The 20,838-nt window shown below is 41.9% G+C and carries 9 protein-coding genes; all 9 read right to left on the bottom strand.

Annotation, left to right across the window (positions count from 1 at the left end):
• Nucleotides 1-6 precede the first annotated feature (6 nt).
• Nucleotides 7-1,914 (bottom strand): sialate O-acetylesterase, encoded by a 1,908-nt coding sequence (locus BM386_RS03975; RefSeq protein ID WP_091691737.1) that lies wholly within the window; start codon nt 1,912-1,914, stop codon nt 7-9.
• 123 nt (nt 1,915-2,037) lie between these two features.
• Nucleotides 2,038-3,786, bottom strand: a complete 1,749-nt coding sequence (locus BM386_RS03970) for a glycoside hydrolase family 9 protein (protein WP_091691956.1) — start codon at nt 3,784-3,786, stop codon at nt 2,038-2,040.
• Between the two features lie 47 nt (nt 3,787-3,833).
• Nucleotides 3,834-7,151, bottom strand: coding sequence for a VCBS repeat-containing protein (locus tag BM386_RS03965; RefSeq protein ID WP_091691736.1), 3,318 nt, complete (start codon nt 7,149-7,151; stop codon nt 3,834-3,836).
• Nucleotides 7,152-7,299: 148 nt separating this feature from the next.
• The gene (locus tag BM386_RS03960) at nt 7,300-8,529 is read right to left on the bottom strand and encodes a glycan-binding surface protein (RefSeq protein ID WP_244545454.1); all 1,230 of its coding nucleotides are present in this window, start codon (nt 8,527-8,529) and stop codon (nt 7,300-7,302) included.
• Between the two features lie 66 nt (nt 8,530-8,595).
• Nucleotides 8,596-10,260 carry a RagB/SusD family nutrient uptake outer membrane protein gene (locus BM386_RS03955; RefSeq protein ID WP_091691735.1) on the bottom strand — a complete coding sequence of 555 codons (1,665 nt, stop codon included), beginning with the start codon at nt 10,258-10,260 and terminating at the stop codon, nt 8,596-8,598.
• A gap of 17 nt (nt 10,261-10,277) precedes the next feature.
• The gene (locus BM386_RS03950; RefSeq protein ID WP_244545453.1) at nt 10,278-13,436 is read right to left on the bottom strand and encodes a SusC/RagA family TonB-linked outer membrane protein; all 3,159 of its coding nucleotides are present in this window, start codon (nt 13,434-13,436) and stop codon (nt 10,278-10,280) included.
• A gap of 432 nt (nt 13,437-13,868) precedes the next feature.
• Nucleotides 13,869-14,861, bottom strand: a complete 993-nt coding sequence (locus BM386_RS03945) for a glycoside hydrolase family 5 protein (RefSeq protein ID WP_091691733.1) — start codon at nt 14,859-14,861, stop codon at nt 13,869-13,871.
• A 413-nt stretch (nt 14,862-15,274) separates the two neighbouring features.
• Nucleotides 15,275-19,369, bottom strand: a complete 4,095-nt coding sequence (locus BM386_RS03940) for a hybrid sensor histidine kinase/response regulator transcription factor (protein ID WP_091691732.1) — start codon at nt 19,367-19,369, stop codon at nt 15,275-15,277.
• A gap of 152 nt (nt 19,370-19,521) precedes the next feature.
• Nucleotides 19,522-20,835: a xylose isomerase gene (gene xylA, locus BM386_RS03935; RefSeq protein ID WP_091691731.1), complete on the bottom strand. Its 1,314-nt coding sequence runs from the start codon at nt 20,833-20,835 to the stop codon at nt 19,522-19,524.
• Between the last annotated feature and the right edge of the window lie 3 nt (nt 20,836-20,838).

Here is a 20,838-nt window from a genome sequence, read left to right as displayed (position 1 = left end):
TTATTGTCACTCAAACTTCGCTCTAAAGGCCTCAGCGGGTAAACCTAAGTTATTAACTAAGTTCACCTCTGGATTATCAGCCCAAGCATAGCGGACTTCCCCAAGCTCAACTCCCTCAGGAAGCGTAATTTTTACGGTAGATTTGTCAGAAATGACTGCGGTAACTTGCTGAAAATCCCCAGTATCCTCAGCTACAATGAATCCTTTCACTTCCTCGCCATCAGCATCAGTTAATTCCAAACCTTCTCCCACAGATTTAAACTTGACATACAATTCAGATCCTTGACTGTAAAGTGAATCAAACTGAGGTCCAGAAGCCAGGATATCCTCGCCGTAAGCCACTTTTCTTGCCTGTAGCCAAAGTCTCTCGCCTACATCTTTTTTATTTCTGGGATGGATATCATTTGCTTCTCCGATATTGATGATAGTAGCCATGCCTGTATTAGGAAGCGCTAGTGTCTGAGTTTGTGCTTCTCTCAAAAATGCCCAATCACTCTCAGGCTGTACTTCTTTTCTCTCCATGAAATTCGCCAGTTGTACAAACAGGAATGGAAAATCACCCAAACCCCAATCTTCTCTCCAGTTCGTAATCATCGTAGAGAAAAGCTCCTTGTATTCTGCATGACGACCTGCATTGCTTTCTCCTTGGTACCAAATCACTCCTTTGATCGAGTAATTGGTAATCGGAACTATCATCGCATTATACATCATTCCAGGCATCCAGTTAAACCATTCAACTTTTGGAAGCTGAGGCTCTACGGCTGAATTTGAATAAGACCAAGTACCTTCTAAGGACACCTTTTTTCCTGATTCCATCAGATACATTTCTCCTTCTTGTCCTATCCTAGGCTGATTATTCCAGGTATTAATCGCTCGAACGGAAAGTACGTTAGTGCCTTTAACTAGCATATCAGAAGGGATTTCGATATCTGGCATCATTACTCCCCAATCTTTATAATAGAGTAATTTCCCATTCAGATATACATATGCCATTTGATCCACATAGGGCAAATGCAGCACCACATCATTTGTAGTTGTGAGATTGAACTTCTTTCGCGCCCAGGCAATATGCTGCAGAGGATTAGCATTGGGCAAGCTTATTTTGCTCCAGCCAGAATCATCGAAGCTACTTGAAGAAGCTTGTGCAGCCGCAATAGAATCCGGTTTGCTAACCAAAGAATCTCTCAATTGACGATTTACCTCATTTTCGTTCAGCTTGGCAATCCAGCTTTCCTGATTCTCCGTCACATCTTTTGCCTGATCTAAAAAAGAGCCTTCCATCCCGGCCAGAATCTCTGCATCTGTCCAGCCTTCTACAGGAGTCCCTCCCCAGTTTGACTCTATGATTCCCACAGGTACGTTTTTCTCTGCATGATTTCGCTTCGCAAAAAACCAGGCAACAGCTGAAAAATCTTTCAAATTCACTGAATCAGCCACTTTCCACTCACCTCCTACCACATCATCCAACTTCTCTGCACTGTAGGAATTTGGAACCTTGAAAAAACGAATCTGGGGATTCCCCCCAGCTTCGAATTCCTTTTCTGCACCGATCACTTGTGATTTGAGTCTCCACTCCATATTGGATTGGCCGCCAGCTACCCACACATCTCCTATATAGACATCATTGATTTTTGATTGGTTTACTTCCAATACAAATGGTCCACCTGCTTTTAATTCCGGTAAATGCAAATCCCAAGTACTGTCAGCTTCCACCGTTCCGCTGGTTATTGCTCCAGCCAAACTTACCCGTACATTTTCTCCTGGAATACCTTTTCCCCAAACAGAAATAGCTTCATCACGCTGCAGGACCATACCATCAGCAAAAAGCTTAGGCAGGATCACTTCTGAGTCAAATTTTGAGGACTCGCAAGAAAATAAAATCAGCAGGACGAATAACTTCCAGGTATGCTTCATGGTAAATCGTATTTGATGTCAGAAGTTAAAGTTTAAAAGTTAAATCTTAAAGTCCTGCATCAAGGATTCATGGAATGCTAATGAAATAAACCGTTTTTGAAGATGATTTTCTGAAAGCCTCTTCTATTCCTGCGAATTTATGGCTTCCAACGCATTGGCTAAATACGCAAATGGCGCATTCCAGTTAATCGCTATCTCATTGGAAGCATAACTACAGCTCTCGTCTGTATAAGACTCATCAGGGAAGGAACTTGAATAGTCACAGCCGTCTTGCTGTCTAGGATTTGGACCACCTACGATAAACCCAGGCAATGGTGCTATGTCTGGTCTGGAAGTAGCTAATCTATGATGTGGGCGCATCGGAGTCTTACTACCAAAGCCAGTAACGTAGGAATATCCAGTAGCATTTTTTCCTAAAATATAATCCAAGTTGTCCAATGCTCTTTCCAAAAATATTGGCTCATTGCTCTGCTTATAGGCATATAAAAAGAGAATACCTTGGTTGGCTGCCACAGCATTAGAGCCCCAGATGAAATTCTTAGCATCGGTCTCGATAGGACTGTGGAAAGCTGTTGCCTCGGTATCTTCGCTATGCTCCCTGGCGGCAGAAAGCAGATTTATTTTCAGCATGGCCATCCATTCCTGCGGCAAAACGGAAATCTTATCCTGATGTCTCAAAAGCGAATAAAATCCCAGCCATGATACCTGGTTCCAAGATGGAAGCTTGAAACTCTGATCAGCATTGGCCAACTCATCCCAATAGGTCATATTATGGGTCGTAACGAACAGTTCTGAAGCTGCCCAGACCCATTCATCGGTAGCACTAAAATCTCCATAAGCGCCTGTCACCACATCAGGATCAAAACCCTCATTCATCTCATTTTGCTTATAAAGCATCTCAGGATTCTTTTTTGCCCAATTCCAAGCTTTCTCAGCAGCCTTCAAATAGATAACAGATTCCTCGGGAAAATAAGCTTTGTAAACACGCGCAGCCTGAGCCATAACCGCAGCAAAATCCAATGTGGCAGTGGTACTTTTAGCGACAAAATAGCGCTGGGAAACTGCCAAATGTGGCTCCACCATACCTTCAAATTGTGCAGTGGTGAGTTTATGGTAAACACCCCCATCAGCTGGATCCTGCATAGTCAGCATCCAATCCAAATTCCACCGAATCTCATCCAGCAGATCAGGAACTTGATTTCCTGATTCTGGAATATCCAATTCTAGCTTTTGAAAATAAGTTGAATAATCTTCAAAAAGAGATAAGAGCGTTCCTACAGTGATTCCTGAGTTGACTATATACTTATTATAATCTCCGGCATCATACCAGCCTTTTGGCGAAGGGAAGACATCACCGGCCTTTCTGGAATCAGAAACAGCCGAAGGATGAATCATGGCCTGATCGTCTGGATGCCCCATTTTTCTGGCCCAGATTCCCGCATGACTTTCGTTCAGTTCGGTACTTGCCCGCTGAAAATAGAAGGCTTTGATACTTGCTATGCCTAAGTCTTGATTGATTGTTGATTGGATTTCAAAAGGATAAGATTTCCCAACTCTATTGAGAATAAAAACATATCGGCCGGGCTCATTAAAACCAGAGAAATCAGCAACTCTAGCATTTGTACCTGAGAATGTTTTGTTAAAAGTAGTGGATAATTTCCCTTCGAATGCAATGTCTTTGGAATCTAAATCCCAAATCAGGAAGTCCTCTACGTCTTCATGATTTAAAATCACCGCTAGCTTCTTTTGATCTGGGTAAAAGCCCAATTGATTCAGTCTTATGGATTCATCCACAGGTAGATTTTCATCTACCATGGGAGCTTTGCAGGCCCACTGAAATAAAAGCAAACTAATAATTAGAACACTTTTCATTTTAAGTAACAAGTTGTATTTCAATTTTTTTAAACCAATTAATTCAATCAATGCCAATACTTATAAACACCTGCATTAGGCACACCTACCCATAGCTTGTTGTGAGTAGTTATCGCACTTGAGACATTCTGCCGGATGTTCAATCCACTGTCAAAAGGTTTCAAAGTCCAGATCCCATTTTCATTTCTTACTACCCAGCCAGGATTTGCATCTATTCTGCCTATTTTTAACCTAGCATTGACTTGATTTCCAAGTAGCAGCAAATCAATACCTCTTGATTTCTTAATCGCTGTAATTGCCTGAACAGGTGACGATTGCACAAGTGCCGGCAATTCCACTTCTTCGAACACATTATTCTTCAGAGAAAACATCTTTGTTTCTAGAGAATGCGCTTCTATTACCTTTGCTTTCTCAAGTTCCTCGGCCGTCAAAATGTCTTGAATCTTTGCTTTGGAAAATGCCTCGTGGCTAGAAAAAAGCGCCTTCTTTTTATACATCTGCGCAGCTAACTCATCTCTGGAAAAGAAGGGATACTCCTCTCCTATTATTGGAAATGTCATCAGGGGATCTACAGATCCATTGTTGTCAAAATCTTCGAAATAAATCCGAACGGGTTGGTTTTCGTCGGTTTGCAATCTGGAATTCAAGCCCCAGTTTCCCACCACCAACTCAGGATTGCCATCCGCATCTAGATCCTGAACCAACACGGCTGACCAAAGACCTGTTTTCCCCCCAGGCAAGAACTCTTCCGAGCGATCTATTACATTTCCATCTTTGAGATTAAGAATCCGGATTCGATCAAACTCAGAAGCAATGATCAATTCATCCAAACCATCTTGGTCAAGATCATAAGTTTCAGCAGCTTTCACACGGGAAATATGATCCAGAGAAATCGGCGAAAAAGTACCGTCACCTCCATTAATCCACACTTGGCTGGAAACCGATTCTGGCCATCTTCCTGGTACGTATCCTGACCCCACAAAAAGATCATCTAACCCATCACCATTGGCATCCCAAGTTGATACAAACTCAGTAGGCAAAGTCCCAAAATCAATCGTGGATTCTGTAAAAACACTATTTCCATCATTGATCAGTAAAACATCTTTCTGTCTTGCATCTCCTTTATCCAGATCAAAATATCCTCCTTTTCCTACATAGAGATCCAAATCAGAATCACCATCAGCATCCAATGCTGCAATAGCGGTAATCGAAGGGAAGTCCGATTTGTATATTTGAAAGTATTGCTCTCCTGTTGAAAAAGCATCTTTTGGCACAGAAGACACGGTCTTTCCATCTGAAATAATAACTTCTGTGCTGTCATCTGAATCAAAGTCACTTTCTATTAAGAATACTTTTCGTTCGGAAAGGCTGTAAAGCAACTGACTCTGACGCTTAAAGTCAGTTGGAAGTGCATCCAAGTTTTTTATAAGCAGATCCTCTTGATGAACAAAATATGGCTCGGTCTTATACTCAATGATATATTCTATCTCTGCATCGCTTTCAGAAACTGCCAAGACTTGGTTGGATTCAGGATTTTTGATTCTGCTGATTTTAGTGTTTTTCCAACGCACTTCAACTGAATCCACTTTCCCTATTCCCAATCCAAAGTGCATCAACGAACTTACATTTCCTTGGTAACCCTTGTAAATCTGCTGTTCCTGATAGTTGATTTGGCCATTTTGATAGACAGTTACATTAGCTCCTATCCCATCTGAGTTTCCTTCCAGTCCTTTCAATTTGATTTGGAGAAAATTGGACTGCGAGCGTTCGGAAGTCATATTCTTAAATAGCTGTGCAGATTCATTCAGATTATTCAGTACCAAATCCAGATCTCCATCCCCATCCAAATCTGCATAAACTGCCCCATTGGAATTGCCAGGAGTCCCTAGGCCCCAGCTTTCGGATTGATTTTCGAATTGAATACCATTGACGTTTTTGAAAGCATAATTCCCAACTTTGGTCGCAGGCATTTTGGCGATCAAATCATTGATCCCAGCTTTTGTCACTTTGGAATTTTGCAGGTATTCATTTCTATAATTGATAAAATCCAGGTTTGTAAAATCTTTCAAAAAGCCGTTGCTAACGAAAAGATCTGTGTAACCATCGTTATCAAAATCGGCAAATAATGGTGCCCAACTCCAATCGGTAGCGCTGATCCCTGCTAACTGGCCAATCTCGGAGAAAGTGCCGTCACCATTATTCAGCTGAAGCATATTACGCATCAATTGATGTCCCAAACCTGCCTTCAGAAACAGATTGTAATGCTCATAATTCTCAGGGGAGAAAAGCAATTTCTGTCTGGAATTATCCTCTGGAAACATGTCCAAACTTATCAAATCTAACTTTCCATCTCTGTTGATATCCGCAGCATCCACGCCCATGGTATAGAGACTCGTATGCCCGATTCTATCATCGATCTGGTTGACAAAAGTGCCATCTCCCTGATTGATATAGAGGTAATCCGGTGCTGAATAATCATTTCCCAGATAGATATCAGGCCATCCATCTCCATTGAAATCTGCGATGGATGCTCCCAAACCATAGCTCAAACCTGTTTCTGTCAGGCCTGATTCCTTGGTAGCATTTCTGAAAACACCATTTTCATTCTTGAAAACCTTCGTGCTGCTCATGGGATCTGCTGTGCTAAGCATGGCTTCGAAGGCATTGATATTCAGGTTATTGAAAAGTACAGGATTGTGATTGAGTAAAAGCATGTCTAAATCCCCATCTTGATCCAAATCGGAGAAATAAACTGCGGTACTAAAACCTGGATCATCCAATCCATACGCTGCTGCTTTTTCCTCGAAAAATGGAATTCCTTGCTTGTCCAATCCCTGATTGATAAACAATTGATTTTTTCGCTGCTCGTCCGGCAAGTCACCAGAATAGCAAACATAAATGTCTTTGAGGCCATCACCGTTGATATCGACAATAGCCGTTCCTGTAGTCCAGGAGTTTTCTCGACCTGCTGTTCCGGTCGCTAGGGTAATGTCCCGGAATTTCAGGTTTCCCTGATTCAGAAAAAGTTTGTTTTGACCTTGATTGGCTGTGAAATAAAGATCTTCCCAACCGTCATTATTCAAATCACCGACCGCTACTCCGCCTCCATTGTAGAAATATTGGTAAGTGAGGATATTGGCAACAGCCGATTCTTTGATTTGATTGGTAAAAGTAAGACCTGTCGAATCAGCATTGACTTCCTCAAAAAGTGTAGGTGTAATTTCCTCCTTTTTACCTTCGCATGCAGAAAACACCAATGCTGCTCCAAATGAGATGACTTGGAGTAATTTTAATATTTTAAAATTTCTAAATGTGAGTTTGGGGGTCAAGTTCAAGGATGAATTAGACTGTAAGGAAAGCTTCACTTAGTGAGAAGCTAAATTGTTAATGCGCTCTCTGCGCTTGCCTTTGTGCACTCTCCGGTAAATTATGAAAACAGGGTTTAGAAAAAATCTCCGAGGAAGAACCCTCTACCCCGGAGACTGAATTAATAAACCTCTTATGCTATACTATTTAATTTACTGCTCTTACCACTCTGATATTATCCACGCCTAAAACAGCTTGAATATCATTCGAAGTAGTGTTGATTACTACCAATCTGAGTTGTTTGGCAAATCCATCACCTTGTAAGAAATCACCATAGGTATTCAATCTGGTAGATCCATTTGTCAATCGCGTCATATTAGCGGACAAAGTGTACCAGCTACCGTCAGTTGTTCTGATAACTTCACTCATTGGGATATTGTAGCTTAACTCATTACCATTTGCATCTGGATACCAAATTTGCATTTCCAGACCTTCGATAGATTCAGTTGTATTGATTGCCACTTCAAAGCGAATATCAAAATTAGTAGCTGGAGTACTTGGCTCATATCCTTCTCCTTCAGGGAAGATTTGTACACCACCCCAGTTCACCAAATTGATTACCTTGTCATTATTCCAGCCATAACTAGCTGGAAATGCCTGATTCATACCTGCAAAACTACCTTCAAGGCTTGATATTCCTGGTTGTGAAGGTTGGATCATATCACCTGATAAACCCCATCCCCACTCCCATGGCCATACTAATGCACCATTGGTATCAAAGTCAGCAACCATACCTCTTTCAGCATAGATCTGAGTATTTCTACCCGTTGCTGATCCACCTGATCTAGTGACAACTCTAACAAACTGACCTTCTGAGAAGTCCACATTGTCAGGAACCTTCACAGTAAGTGAAGATCCAGCGGAATTCGTAGTAATACCTGTAGTCACAAAAGCATCTTCTCCAGGGAAGTAAACTGTGTCCACGAAGTAGAAATATCTACCAAATAGCGTCAAGTCATCACCAGCTTTTACATACTGATTTTTCACTTGGGTGACCTGCGGTGCAGGCGGAAGTGTCTGGAATTCCATGATGGCTTCACCAGCCTTATTTACCAATCTCAGGGTGTTAGGTACATCAGGATTAGTGGCTACAGTAGGCACAGAATCTCCCACTGTCACAATCACAGAGTTATTAGTCACATAAGCGGTATTCACACCAAGTGGATAATCATTTAGATATACTTGTTGAGTTCCTAGTAAGTTATTTCCTAGAATCGCCAATGTACTTCCTAGCGTAGCAGAAGTAAAAGCACTGTCTGCTGTGGTAGGATCTGTGCTTCGAACCCGCTCAATCGTAGGAGGCCCAACATTAATTTCATCCTCCTCTGTACAGGCACCAAGTGCCAGTACCACAAATAGCGCTGAAGCTACTAGCATTGAGTGTGAGGATCTTATATTTTTTATGATGTTCATATGTTTAGCATTTCAATGTAAGTCCACAAATTAATTTTCTGCTGAGAAATCATACGGTACAGCAGGTTTCCTCAAGTTTGGAGCTCTTGACAATTCTGCAGATGGAATAGGAATCTTGAAATTAGATTCATTTACCGTAAAGAACCTCGGTGACGTGTCTGTTTCTGGAATCTCTATTTCCCACAAAGTAGGATCAGGAATTACATCAGCATAGACTCTGAACGTTCCTCTATCTTGACTAGAAAGCATCTCAAAAGCTTTAGCTGGGTCGTAATAGTGCAGTTTGGTAAATTCATACCAGGCTTGGCCTTCCATTGCAAACTCCTTGATTCTCTCCTCGAATATATCTTGCCAAGTCACAGAAGTCAGTGCATTTACACCGGCTCTTTCCCTCACCAAGTTTACATAAGTCAATGCCTCCGCAGGATTTTTGTCCAACACAGCTTCCGCATAAGTCAAGTAAACATCCGCCAAACGAAGAATATATGTATTGATCTCTGTCCCTTGTTGTACGACTCTTCCGTCGTTGTCTTCAGGACGGCCTACCACATATTTCTTCACCCAAGCTCTATCATTGTATGATCTGCTACCGTCAGTACCTCTAGCAGGTACTTCCAATTCTTGAGCAGAACCTCCAGGAGGAACTTGCGTTATGTAATCGTAATGATCACCTGGGAACATGAAGCTTGCTTTTCTTCTTTTGTCGAAAACCAAATCATCGTATAGATCTAGCATCCATTTGGAAGCTCCAATATCTCCGCCCCATCCGTCACCAAAACCAGTGATTTCAGAACCAAAAGCCAAGAAAGCCTGTACAGAGTTTTGTGCTCCCCAAGCTCCTGCCTGACCTGCATTGTAGGTCCATTGTAGTGCGGCAAGAGTTTCTATGTTATTGTTGTTGGCAGTTTTGAAAAGATCCTCATATTCGGGCATCAACTCAGCACCACTGTTATCAATTACTCTTTTCGCAAAATAAGCTGCAGAATCAAGATCTGACTGATTTCTGTTTCCACCTACTCCTGCTTTAGTCAGGTACATTTTTGCAAGCATACCTTCCGCAGACCACTTGGTCAAGCGACCGTTTAAAACAGCACTCTCAGGTAGATTTTCTACTGCATAGCGGAAGTCCTTGATAATGAATTGCCATACGGATTCTTCTGTATTTCTCGCAATTGTCGTATCCTGCAATAGCGTGGTATTATTGGTGATGATAGGAACTGGCCCCCAGTTTTGTACCAAGTATGAATAAGCCAAACCTCTCATAAATCTACCTTCTGCGATCCCGTGATTTTTGATTCGCTCAGTCACATCTTCACCTGCAAAGGAATTGATGTTATTGATTAAGGAGTTGGATTGAGCCACTACATTGTAGAAAGCTCTCCATGAGGCACCATTTTCTGCAGTCTCACCTGTGGTATTGAATCTTACGTTTTCTAGTTGGTAAGATCCTGAGGTCAAAGTTCCACCTCTTGCATCACCTATACCATGGCTAGCTTTATCGTTATAAGCAAACCAAACTATGTTGTATAGTGGCGCTGAAGCCGCTAAGATTTGGTCGTCAGTTTTGTAGAAGTTTGCATCTACAATTGCATCCAATGGAGGTCTATCCAAGAAATCTTCTGAACAGCCCACCATTCCTCCAAGTAGCAAAGCAGCTCCAAGGACTAGTTTATGGAATTTCGTGTTTGTTGTCATGTGTTTATATTTTTGGATTAGAAGTCAACACCTAAGCTGAATGTGTACATTCTCGTTTGAGGATATCTACCGTAATCCACACCGATCAATTGATTTCCGGCTGACACGTTGTTACCTACAGATGCACCCACTTCAGGGTCATACCCTTTGTACTTAGTGAAAGTGAAGGCATTTTGAACACCGAAGCCAACCTTTAAACCTCTAATTACATTCTGCTTACTTAACAATTCGTTAGGCACTACATAAGAAAGGTTGATGTTTTTGATTCTTACATAAGAACCATCTTCAACAAACTTGTCAGAGATTCTAGTACCGTTACCGTTAAGATCAGTACCCGTGATTCTTGGGACATCTGTACCTGCATTGGCGATAAATGGATTACCTGATCCGTCCATTTCGATTCTTGCATAATCGAATGTTTCCAATAGCATGTTTCTACCCAAGTTTACATTGTTTGGATTGATATTCAGGAATCTGTTGTAGTTGTAGATATCTACCCCAAGGGCTCCTGTGAATAATACATCAAGGGATAATCCTTTGTATGTGAACTGCTGAGTCATACCAAAAGTGAATTTTGGCCAAGGATTTCCGATAAATGTCTGGTCACGCTCATCGATTACTCCATCATCATTGATATCCTTGTATTTGATATCACCCACGTAGATTCCGTTATCACGATCCACCTGAATAGGATTTCCAGAGTTATCTACCGGTCTAGGGCTTGATTCTACTTCTTCGATTGTTTGGAAAAGGCCATCAGCTTGATATCCGTAGAACAACCATGGAGCAAAACCAGGCTGTGCTCTAGCCGTAAAGTTATTCAACCACCAAGCCGTACGGTCAATGAAAGCTGTCTCAGAGAAGAATTTAGTAACTTCTGTTTGGAAGCCAGAGAAGTTGTAGTTAGAGCTCCAAGAGAAGCCACTAGCGCGGTTGTCTATATTGATCGTGTTGATCGTGATACCGTAGCCTCTGTTTTCCAATGCACCAATGTTAACTGTTGGTGTACCGATGCTTCCTTCAGCAGATGTACCCATGTACCAAGGTAGCGGGTTTGGCAAAAGCAAGTTATCCGTTTTCTTCAGGTAGAAATCACCTTCGATTTGGATTCTGTTGTTCAAGATATTCAAGTTGAAACCAAGGTTGACGGTAGAGGTCTCTTCCCATTTCAAATTAGGATTACCAAATCTGGAAACCAGGAATCCACCTCCCCAAGGCGTAGGAATACTCGGTGAGCTAAGTGGTGCGAAAATCGCCCCAGCATCGCCTTGGTTACCAGTAAGACCAGTTTCAAATCGGATTTTTAACTCATCCATCCAAGTAGCACCTTGCAAGAAATTTTCTTCTGACACTCTCCATGCCGCTGATACAGAAGGGAAATATCCCCAACGGTTTTCAGGACCAAAGTTTGCAGAACCATCTGCTCTGAAAGCACCCAAAAGGATATATTTCTCATTGAAGGTATAGTTTGCTCTCGCAAAGAAAGACTCCATCGCCCAATTATTTGCTCCACCACCATTGGTAGCACCTTGCGCAGATCCTAGACCTAGTTCCTGCAAATCATTAGAAGGGAAATTAAGTCTAGCACCATTGAGATACTCGTATTGGGATTCCTGTGCTTCATGTGATGCCATCACGTCCAAGGCATGCTTGCCCCAAACCGCATTATAGGTAAACATCTGATTCCAGTTCCAATAAAAGCTGTTGCTGGATTCCTGCGAAAGGGTATTCGTGTCATTGGTAACTACCCCCAGCGTATAAGTAGGTGTAAAGAAGTGACCATTGTTATAATTGATGCTGGTATTCACCATAGAGCGGAATTTCAATCCCTTGACAATGTCAATTTCTACATTAAAACCACCCTGCATACCTCTTCTCTTGTAGCTTCTGTCCAATAGGTTCGCCAAAGCGATCGGGTTAGCAGGAGTAAATTGTAAGCTAGATCCGTTCACAGGATCCGCACCACCCCAAGATCCATCAGGATTGGTCACCGGCACATTTGGAGCCATTTGGATCGCATTGTTGATTACGTCTGAGCTACCTGTTGCCAATTGCTCATCAGTATGGAAAAGCTGAAGATTCAAGCCAAGCTTCAACCATTTTCTTGTCTGGTTGTCAATGTTTGTTCTAACAGAATAGCGATCAAACGAAGATCCTATCGCTACACCTTCCTGATTGAAGTATTCTCCAGAAATGAAAAACTGAGTTTTTTCATCACCACCAGTAAGTGTGATGTTATGCTTGTTTAATGGCGCAGTTTTGAAAAGCGCATCTTGCCAGTTCGTTCCTTCACCCAAAAGTGATGGATCCAAGAAAGCAGCCGGAGGATCACCACCAGTAATTTCACGGATATCATTTGTCATCGTAGCGTATTGACTCAAGGACATTACATCTAGATTTTCAGGCTTATCCTGAAGGGTATAAAGGTAATTGTACGTGATTTTGGTTTCGCCAGATTTACCACGCTTGGTAGTAATCATAATCACACCATTTGTACCTCTAGAACCATAAATCGCTGTCGCAGAAGGCCCCTGTAGCACCTCCATTGATTCGATATCACTTGGATTGATACCTGCCAGAGGATTCGTGGAAGAGGTAGCTCCAAAGGATACTGCCTGTGGCTGAACCTGAACACCATCAATCACATATAAAGGCTGGTTAGTACCAGAGATAGAGTTGATACCTCGGATATTTACCGAGATTCCTCCTCCTGGAGCACCAGTGTTTTGGGTCACATATACACCTGCAGCACGACCCTGAAGAGCTTGCTCCACCGTGGTATTGACTGTACGCTCTATGTCTTCAGAGGTCACAGAGACCTGTGCACTGGACATATCGCGTTTTTTCATAGTACCGTAACCTACTACCACTACTTCATCCAGAGAAGCCATATCTTCTTCCATGGAAATGTCAATAGTGGATTGGTTACCAACCACGACTTCCTGAGCCTTGTAGCCAATAAAGCTATAGACCAGGATAGATTCCGAAGATGGAACCGTAATCGAATACGTACCATCTACTTCTGTTGCTACGCCGGTGGTGGTTCCTTTCACCAGCACTGTTACTCCGGGTAGAGCTAGTCCATCGCCTGCAGAGTTTACGGTACCTTTGACCGTGACCTGAGCCTGAACTACACCTACCAGAAGCATGAGCCAAATCGGTAATAGTTTTTTCATCATGAGGGGTTTAATTGTTAGAAATTGGGATATAGGTTTTGAGCAGGAAAAGGCTTTCCTGGGTAAAATTTAAGTAGTCAATTAGCTGGATGTGTTTCATTCAGTTTTTGTTTTGGTTAAAAATCGCTGAGACAAACACCAAAAACTGAGGAAAACTCCTAACACTGAACTTTCATATTCAGTGAGAATTGAATTTTACGAAATTCAATTGAAGAGAAATTAGATCAGGTTTTTGGGTTTATGCTTTTGATCCGAATAAATGTAGTTTTAGTATTTCCGCCGGAAGGTATCCAAATGTTTTTATTAGGGGTATCAAATGTTAACCCCTACGAAAACGATTGAAATTGAGTGTTTTAGCGTTTTTTTATTCATCTGATTTGATGAAAAAAACTTAAAATAGAGAGAAATATTTTTCAAATTTCCTGTTGGATACTATTCTAAATTTTTTTCCAGGGCTTTTTTCACAGCCGCTCCCCAAGGTTTAATCTGCGACTCGGTCCAGTTCCCATCAGAGGATGCCGCTGGCAAAAGCATAGAACAGGTCTCATCTTTGTCTGCGATCGACCAGGTAGCAAAAGAAATCTTTCGAGACTCCATCCAGCTTAGCCATGCATTCCAGGAAGCTGTGTCGATAGGTCCATCACCGGTAGCTTCCATCCCTGCACATTCGGTAACAAAAATCGGTAAGCCTTCCAATACTGCTTTCTCCGCCCTTTCTCTTAAATAATCTTTGTGAGTGGCTGCGTAGAAATGCAAGACATACATGATGTTCTCCTGATTCAAAATGGGATTTTGCGCTACCAAATGAATATCCTGACTCCAGGTAGGTGAACCCACCAAAATCAAATTGTCTGGATCATACTTCCTGATTTCTGCGATGATCTCCTCGCTGTAGGCTTTCACTTCTTCCCAGGTTTCGTAGTCTGGCTCATTGAACAGCTCATAAATAACATGCGGATTGTCACCGTAAGTTTGAGCCATCTCGATAAAAAAGGCTTTCGCATCCTCAGGATAAAGTTCATGACTGTGCCAATCAATAATCACATACATGTCCTCGGCAATGGCTGCCTCGACTACTGCTTTGATTTTTTGAAGTGCAAACTCGGGATTATCTAAATAGGCTCCTTCGGGACCCACTCCCATAGCTGCGCGAACCAAGTTGGCGTTCCAGTCACTCTTTAAAAATTTCACTGCTGAGGTGTTATAAAATCGAGGCCACCAATTATGCCACCCGAAGCTAACTCCTCGGAGAATTACAGGTTCTCCTTCACTATCAGTCAATTTGCCATCTGCTACTTTGAGCTGCCCAAAGTATTGGACTTCACCAGCTGGTTCTGGGGTAATTATTGGCGGGGCGGGATCAGGAATTGAAGCTTCTGAGCAGGAAGACAAAATCAATCCTACCAGGATTAGTATTTTTTTCATTAGTTGGGTTTGTTAATTGAGTCATCAATTATACACCAACATAATATCAAACTTGGGTATCGATTGTTTCGGATTAGGGTAATGATCGTTAACTGTGCTATGAAAGCAAGCTCATTCTTGATCTAGCTCAACAAAAAATAGATCTAAGTCATCTTTTTCACGAATTAGATCAACAAAAAGTAGCGATGGGTCAACTTTTTCTAGATATAGATCAACAAAAAGTAGCGATAGGTCAACTTTTTCTAGACATAAGTCATCAAAAAGTAGCGATTGGTCAACTTTTTCTAGACATAGGTCATCAAAAAGTAGCGATGGGTCAACTTTTTCTAGACATAGGTCATCAAAAAGTAGCGATAGGTCAACTTTTTTTAGACATAAGTCATCAAAAAGTAGCGATGGGTCAACTTTTTACACTACTCTGTGGCTACTTCTTGTTGCTTAGCAGCATACTCAGAAGGAAGTGTATTGAATTCTGCTTTGAAGTGCTTCGCAAAATATTTGGCGTTATTGTATCCGACCATGTAAGCGATTTCAGAAACATTGAGCTGGCTCTTTGCCAAAAGCTGAGATGCCCGCTTCAGACGGATCAATCTGATAAACTCAATTGGGCTTTTTCCAGTGATTGATTGCAGCTTTTTGTACAAGTGAACCCGACTCATTCCTAATTCTTTGCTCAAGAATTCCACAGACAACTGCGGATCCTCCATGTACTTTTCTACCAAAGCCACAGCCTTCTGGATCAATTGATCATCAAGGGAAGTCACGTTGACCTCTGAAGCATTGATCTGGATTTTGTTCCGGTTTTGCTCCTGCACTAAGTTGCGCTCGCGCAGCAGGTTCTTGATGCTAAGTTGCAAAATCTCCAGATTGAATGGCTTGGTCAGGTATAAATTACAGCCACTGTCCAACCCCTGAACCATGGTTTCCTCAGATTTTTTGGCGGTGAGCAAAATAACCGGGATGTGGGAAGTTTTGATGTCTGTTTTTACTTTTTGGCAAAATTCCGTGCCGTCCATCTGTGGCATCATGACATCAGAAATGATCAGATCAGGAATGTGCTGCTGAGCCAAATCCCATCCTTGTGCGCCATTGGTAGCCGTGAGAACCTGGTACGTTTCGGAGAGACAGTCTTTGAGGTAATTTCTAAACTCCACATGATCTTCAGCGATCAAGATCAACTCTTTTTGATTGGCTCCTTCCAAAACCGTTTCTTCGGCTTCATCCCAATTCTCCTGAATGATCAGGTTGACCGGAATAGTCAGCGTAAAGACAGAACCAAGTCCTGGCTCACTCTCCACAAAGATTTCCCCATTCATGGTCCTTGCAAAATCCTGCACCAAGGAAAGACCGATTCCACTTCCCTGATTAAGCTGTTGCTTGTGCCCTTCTGTGGTATAGAATCTTTCAAATATCTTAGGCTGATCTTCTTTAGGAATACCAATACCAGTGTCTGAGACAGAAAGATTCAAAATTGCCAATTCTTCATTTTCCTGCTGCAGCTCTAGCGTTACGGTAATCGCACCATCCTCAGGAGTGAATTTGAAGGCATTTGAGAGCAAATTAAAAATGATCTTCTCCAGCTTATCCGGATCAAAAATAGCCTGCTGCCCGTTAGTGTTTGTTTCAAAACTCAGATGGATGTGTTTATTTTCAGAGAGTTCATGAAAATCAGCCACACATTCTTTAATGAATTGCACCACATCCCCTTCGGAAGGATGGAATACCAACCCTCCTTTTTCTACATTTTTCACATCCAATAGCTGATTGATCAACTTCAGGAGGCGTCTGGCATTTCGCTGAATGATCTTATACTGACTAAGCAATCCAGCATTTTCTGTTCCTGATATAAGATGCTCTGTCGGTGTGAGAATGAGGGACAGAGGAGTTCTAAACTCATGGCTGAGATTGGTAAAAAATTTGGTTTTCAATCTATCCAACTCCTGAACGCGCTTGGATTCGCGCAAGGCTTGCTCTTTATCGAATTTCTCCTGCTGTCTGGTTAGCAGTTGATTTCTAAAGTAGAAAATGATCGCTACTACCAAGATAAGATACAGAAAATAGGCAATCGGAGTCTTCCAGAATGGAGCTAGAATTTTGATATCCAACTGGTATTCATATAAGCTCCAGCCATCCAAAACAGTACCTGGCTGCACGACCAAAGTGTAATTTCCAGGATCGAGGTTGGTGAAGGTCACTTTAGCTAAGTCATCGTTTAGGTATATCCAGTCGTCATTGAAACCCAGCAACTTGTAGCGGTACTTGTTTTTTTCCGGATAGAGAAAATTCAACGCACTAAATCCTATAGAAAATATATTCTCGTCATGCCTGAGCACCAACTTGTCCATATTCTCAAGGGATTTTGGTAAAAGAACTCGGTTGCTCAGTACCTCTCCTACTTTGACTTCTTCATTGAAGAGTTGGAAATCTGTAAAAACAACAGGAGGATTGTTTCTTTCGAAAGCAAAATTCTCAGATTTGAAAATATTGTAGCCATTTGGTCCCCCAAAAATAAACTCATTCTTACTCGTTTTTAGCGCAGCATTTTTATTGAACAAAGCTGCCTGGAGACCATCTTTCTGGTCAAAGTTCTGAAAGGTAATAGCATAGGGCTTTACGTTTCTATTGATCTCAGCAAAGACCAACCCCATCTGCGTGCTGATCCAGAGGTTATTGTTTTCGTCCTCCAGTAAATCTACAAGATAAGAAGTGGGTAAGCCATCCTCCTCCCCATAATGAACAAATGAGCTATCCACTGTATTAAAATAATAAAGGCCGCTCATGCTGGTAACCCATAAAACGCCTTCATTATCCGTAAATAAATCAGTGGTATTAGAATCAACTAAGCCATTGCCTTGCGTATCTGAGTAAAATGCATTTTTTCCTGTTTCGTAGTTTAGCATGTTAATGCCACTTCCACCAGACACCCAGATATTCCCATCTTTATCTTCTGCAAAACCTGTGATGTATTGATTATTGGTATAGAAGGGTTCACTGCCAGCTGGGTAGTTGTGAAAAACCTTACGCTCTTCATCCAGCATGGAAATCCCAGAGCGAAGCGTTCCTATCCAGATCTTGCCCGTACTGTCTTCAAAAAGTTTCCAAATACTCGGACCAGGGAGACCTTTTTCATTACCAGGTTGATATTCATAGTTTTTGAACTGCTTTCCATCATAGCTTCCTAAGCCATTCAAATAGGTACCTATCCAAAGAATACCTGATTTATCTATCATCAAGTCAACAATGACGTCACCTATCAGGCTATTTTTTGATTCTGGGTTGTGCTTAAAATGCGTATAGGTATTTGACTTCCTGTCATGATAGTAGAGTCCTCCGCCATTTGTTCCTATGTACAAATTGCCCAGGCTATCCTCGGCAAAAGCGTTTACATCATTAAATGGCAGGGAATTCTTATCTGTGAAATTTTTGCGTACATGCGAAAAGCGCAGGAGACCTTGGTGGTAGAAAGCCACGCCTTTTTTATGAGTTCCTACCCAAATGATATCCTCGTTATCCTTGTATAAAGAGTAGATCACATTGTGAGGCATCGCATTGTCTTGGGAATTCTCAGCGGTCAGATAGGTTATGGTTTCTCTGTTTTTATCAATCACATTGATACCTCCATGATCTGTACCTAGCCAAACCTGACCTGTTTTGGCTTCAACCACAGATTTCACCATGTTGTTGTTAAGGCGATACTGACCTCTTTCCTCCTGATTTGCCTTAGCCTCATGGGTAAAGCCATCCACTCTAAAAACGCCCAAATCCCGATCAGGGTCATAAATCCAAGCATCTCCATCTGAGTCTATCATCAGTTCATAATTGGCTTGCTCAGGAATCTCTCCCTTGGGAAGTCTAAGTGTCTTAGTGACGATGAGTCTGTTGGGATCCAGCAAATCTATCTCGCCAGAAGTATGTACTACCCACACAAGGCCATCAGGAGCCTCTCCTATTGCAGCTATTTGGTTTGAGGAAAGACTGCCTATTTCATTTGTGTGTTGTACATAAATAGTATTTCCTAAGTCCTCATTATAAATACTGATTCCTTTGGAAGGATGTGTAAACCAGTATCGGTTTTGGCGATCTTTCATCAGCATGCCTACCGAATCTGATGCTAGATGATAGGTAGATGAAAAAACCTTATCTCCCCGGGAAAACTGCTCAGTTTCTGGATTATAAATGTCAAAAATCCCATTTACATTCTTGATCCACAGCTTATTCTCAGGACCTACAAACATCCTTAAAATATTGTTATGGGAAATGGAGGTAGAATCTTTCGTATTCAAAAAAACCTTCGTGCGGGTACCTTCATATCGGTATAAACCATAAGCGGTTCCATACCACATCATACCATCTGCATCTCTGATGATGCTGAGGATATTGGAATTGGACAAACCCAGACTTTCATCCAGGTTTCGAAACACTAGCTTTTCCACCTCATCCTGAGCAGACGCAGGAGCTACGCAAAGGCTGAGTAAACAAACTATTCCAAAAACCACAAATCCTCTCATACACGATAATCTAGGAAGGGCAAATTATGAGATTTATAGGTAAAAACTTATTTTACAAACTAAAATTCGCAAAACAGGTTTACTTTTTTTCATCAAAAAAGTCCGATTGAAGTAAATCAACCGGACTTTCAAGAATTATTTATAAAAGATACTTAGATAAATCTATTCAATAGATTCTCGAAGTATTCTTGCTTACCACTTGTCTGAATAGGCTCTCCTACTTCAGCAGCGTAGTTTCTCAAGTCTTCAAGGGTGAAATTACCAGTTTCGAAAGACTTACCTTTTCCAGAATCAAAGCTGGCATAACGGTTCTTTCTTCTTTCCAGGTAGTCGGATTTGTCCAAGATATCCTGAGCGATCAACATGCCTCTGGCAAATGCATCCATACTTCCGATGTGAGCCAAGAAAAGGTCATCCATGTCAGTTGAGTTTCTTCTGATTTTAGCATCAAAGTTAACTCCTCCGCCTTGGATACCTGCTGATGTCAATATCACCAACATGGCTTCTGTCATTTCCTGCAAGTTCATTGCAAACTGATCCGTATCCCATCCGTTTTGGTAGTCACCTCTGTTGGCGTCGATGCTTCCTAGCATTCCTGCATCCGCACAAACCTGAAGCTCATGCTGGAAGGTGTGTCCTGCTAGCGTAGCGTGGTTTACTTCGATGTTCAATTTGAAATCCTTGTCCAGGCCATGCTGTCTCAAGAATCCAATTACTGTAGCAGCATCATAATCATACTGGTGCTTCGTAGGCTCCATTGGCTTAGGCTCGATGAAGAATGTTCCTTTGAAACCATTCTTTCTACCATAATCACGGGCCACCGTCAAGAATTGTGCAAGGTGCTCAGTCTCACGCTTCATGTCAGTATTTAACAAAGACATGTAGCCTTCACGACCACCCCAGAACACATAATTCTCACCGTCCAGAGCGATAGTTGCGTCGATTGCATTTTTCACCTGAGCTCCAGCGTAGGAAACTACATTGAAATCCGGGTTGGTAGAAGCACCGTTCATGTAGCGGGGATTGCTAAACACGTTTGCAGTTCCCCAAAGCAATTTCACACCTGTTTCTGCTTGCTTTTGCTTAGCATATTCAGTGATGATTTGCATTCTTTTTTCGTACTCAGCCAATGTTGGTCCCTCGTCGATCAAGTCGATGTCATGGAAGCAATAGTAAGGCGCACCGATTTTAGTGATGAATTCGAAAGCTGCGTCCATTTTGTCCTTTGCTCTCTGGATTGGGTCAGCTGCCGCATCCCAAGGATGAACTATAGTCCCTGGACCAAATGGATCTCCACCAGTTCCGCAGAAGGAATGCCAGTAAGCAATAGCAAATTTGAAGTGCTCCTTCATTGTTTTGCCTGCAATGATGCGATTCTCATCGTAAAATCTAAATGCTAATGGATTATCGCTTTCCTTACCCTCAAAAGGGATTTTATCGATTGAAGAGAAATAAGTTTTTGACATTTT

It is taken from the genome of Algoriphagus locisalis, assembly GCF_900116615.1.
Classification (GTDB): domain Bacteria; phylum Bacteroidota; class Bacteroidia; order Cytophagales; family Cyclobacteriaceae; genus Algoriphagus; species Algoriphagus locisalis.
Note: the sequence above shows the minus strand (reverse complement) of the source record. Positions and strands in the feature narration are given on the sequence as shown.